Genomic DNA, 3,221 nt, shown 5'->3' with positions numbered 1-3,221 from the left:
CGTACCAGGCCGCGTTCGGGCTCGGGGTTGTTGTTGGCCGGGGCTCMGTCACGCTTGCTGCCTATGGGCSGCTACAACTCCACYTAAACCGGAAARGCTGCGCGCCCCTTAAGRCGYTCATGCTCTTTGGCGGCGAAGCGGTCTGTCATGCCGGCAATGTAGTCGGCGACCACCCTCTCGGGTTTTGCGCCCGCCGCATGGGGGGCATCAATGCCGTCAAACCGGTCGATGTGAGCCTGCGGCATCTGGGCCGGGTCGGCCATATAGGCTTCGAACAGGTCACGGACTACCTGCTTGGCAGCCTGCGTGGTTTCCACCACTTTCGGGTGGCGGTACAGGTTTCGCAGCAAAAAACGTTTGAGGGATGCAGACTGCATCGCCATTTCTTCGGTAAAACACACCAGCGCCGGATGCCTGCGAACTTCGTCCACGCTGGCAGGTGCAACCTTGTGAATCGCAAGCGATGTCGCATCCATCACGTTATAGACCTGGGCACTGAGCATGCGCCGTATGGTCTCAAACAGCAGCCGCCGGCCTTTCAACGCCCGGTGCGCCAGTTGCGTTTCCCGGCAGTGTTGCGCGAACAGCTCGACACCCTCCAGTTGCTCCAGGGTTAACAGGCCGGAGCGCACGCCGTCGTCAATATCGTGCGCGTTGTAGGCTATTTCGTCCGCAAGATTGGCCAGTTGTGCCTCCAGACCGGGTTGCTGCCAGCGCGGCCCGTCAGCGGGCTCCACGAACCGGCGGGCAACACCGTCCGGCTCGCGGGCTTCAATATGGCGTGCATTGCGCCTGGAACAATGCTTCAGGATTCCTTCTCGCGTCTCAAAGGTCAGGTTCAGCCCGTTGTAGGCCGGATAGCGCTCCTCAAGGGAATCCACCACGCGCAGGCTTTGCAGGTTGTGCTCAAAGCCTGCGCTGTCTGGGTTACAGGCTTTCAGACACGCGTTCAAGGCATCCTGACCGGCATGACCGAACGGCGTATGGCCCAGGTCATGCGCCAGCGCAATGGCTTCCACGAGGTCTTCGTTGAGCTGAAGCGTGCGGGCGATGGACCTTCCCAGCTGGGCGACCTCCAGCGAATGAGTCAGACGGGTGCGAAACAAATCACCTTCGTGATTCAGAAACACCTGGGTTTTGTACACCAGGCGCCGAAAAGCGGTGGAGTGCACGATACGGTCGCGGTCGCGCTGAAACTCGGACCGGGTTGGCGCAGCAGGCTCGGCAAAGCGGCGGCCGCGCGAACGCGACGGGTCACAGGCGTAGGGCTGGAGATTCATGGATTAAGCATAAAAATGACCGAAATCCCATACCGTATAAGCGCAAACAGCTCCTGAATTGATAGCAATTTCAGGTACTTCTTCCATATTTTCCGCCGCTTATTCACAGCACATATCTATGACAGTGCGCACCATGGCATCCGGTGCACTGCGAACGGCTGCCTTCCCGGGGCCGTCGATCACAACAAACCTTATCTCACCCGCTTCGGATTTTTTGTCGATGCGCATCAGTTCGAGATAGCGGCCGGCATTGTCGGTGGTTGACAGCACAGGTCCTCGCACCGGCAGGCCGCATCGTCGGACAAGATTGGTCAGGCGTTCCGTAAAAGGCTTGTCAACCAGGCCCAGACGCTCTGACAGATGCGCGGCCATCACCATGCCGCAGCCCACACCTTCGCCATGCAGCCATTCCCCATAGCCCAGGCCGGATTCAATCGCGTGGCCGAAGGTGTGACCGAAATTCAGGATGGCCCGCAAGCCCGACTCCCGCTCGTCCTGGCTTACAACCCATGCCTTGATCTCACAACTGCGCTGGATGGCGTGGGCCATGGCCACGGGCTCCCTGGCGAGCAGATCCTCCAGGTTAGCCTCGATCCATTCAAGGAATGCCATGTCGGCAATGGGGCCGTATTTAATGATCTCGGCCAGGCCCGCACTCAGTTCGCGAGAAGGCAGCGTCGCCAGGACATCCAGGTCGCACACCACCTGCAAGGGCTGGTAGAACGCACCGATCATGTTTTTGCCCAGCGGGTGGTTGATCGCCGTCTTGCCGCCTACCGAGGAATCCACCTGGGCCAGCAATGTCGTGGGCACCTGCACAAATGGTACGCCGCGCATATAGCTGGCCGCGGCAAAGCCGGTCATGTCGCCGACCACGCCACCGCCCAAGGCAAACAGCACCGTCTTTCGGTCGCAGCCGTTTTCCAGCAGCGCATCAAAAATCAATTGCAGGGTTGGCCAGTCCTTGTGGACTTCACCATCCGGCAAGGTGACCAGCAGCACCTTGTCATAGCGTTGCTGCAAGGCCCGGGTGAGTTGCACGGCATACAGCGGGGCCACGGTGGTGTTTGACACCACCAGCGCCGTCGCCGCTTTGGGCACGTCCTGATAGGTATTGCTGCTTCCCAGAAGCCCGCTGCCAATGACGATCGGATAGCTGCGTTCGGCCAGATCAATCCGGATTGTCGCAACGGCGGAAGAGGAATTTTCTTGCATGGAAGAAGTGTAGAGGCTTCCACCCTTTCCAAGGCTTGCCAATGGTTATGGCCGGTCGGGAGGCGGAGCCATCACGCCTGCCAGCTCCAGCTGCATCAGGATCATGTTGACCAGCGTAGAGACTGAAGGGCGGCCTGTTTCAATGACATAGTGTGCCGTTTCCCGATAGAGGGCGTCACGGGCGGCGTAAAGATCCCTGAGCCGCGCCAGCGGATCGGCCACCTGAAGCAAGGGGCGGTTCTGGTCATGCCGCAAACGGCGAAAAACCTCTTCGGGGATGGAATGCAGGTAAACCACCTGCGCCCGCTCCCGAAGATGTTGCCGGTTGGCGGGGCGCAGCACAGCCCCGCCGCCGCTGGAGAGTACGCAAACCTCACCCTGAGTCAACTCATCGATGACCAGCTGCTCGATGTCGCGAAATGCGTCTTCACCTTCGCGCTCAAAAAACTCACGGATAGAGCAACCGATACGTTGTTCTATCACCTGATCCGAGTCAATGAACCGCAACCCCATTCTTCGGGCAAGATGCCTGCCGACGGTGGATTTCCCCGACCCAGGCAAGCCCACGCAGGCGATTCTCAACGGATGTGCATTCAATTGATATGGAGGAAAGGTTGCCCAGAAGCATGCCAAGCAACTACGCAGAGGACTGGCAGTCCCACGCGCAGTCCTTCAGCACGACGCCTTCTTTACCTACCGCCCTCGAACTCGCCCAAGGCGATCAGA

General features: G+C 59.6%; 3 protein-coding genes. All 3 read right to left on the bottom strand.

The genetic code is table 11. From position 1 onward, the window contains the following. Positions 1-83: 83 nt before the first annotated feature. Entirely contained in the window at positions 84-1,280 is a 1,197-nt protein-coding gene (locus AC1DWI_RS17480; RefSeq protein WP_477669880.1) for a deoxyguanosinetriphosphate triphosphohydrolase, read from the bottom strand. Between the two features lie 99 nt (positions 1,281-1,379). Continuing rightward, the gene (gene aroB, locus AC1DWI_RS17475; RefSeq protein ID WP_477669881.1) at positions 1,380-2,495 is read right to left on the bottom strand and encodes a 3-dehydroquinate synthase; all 1,116 of its coding nucleotides are present in this window, start codon (positions 2,493-2,495) and stop codon (positions 1,380-1,382) included. A gap of 45 nt (positions 2,496-2,540) precedes the next feature. Then, positions 2,541-3,077, bottom strand: coding sequence for a shikimate kinase (locus tag AC1DWI_RS17470; RefSeq protein WP_457279811.1), 537 nt, complete (start codon positions 3,075-3,077; stop codon positions 2,541-2,543). Between the last annotated feature and the right edge of the window lie 144 nt (positions 3,078-3,221).

This window comes from Polaromonas sp. P3_C2 (assembly GCF_056402675.1).
The sequence above is the reverse complement of the archived record's forward strand: the minus strand, read 5'-3'. Positions and strand labels throughout refer to the sequence as shown.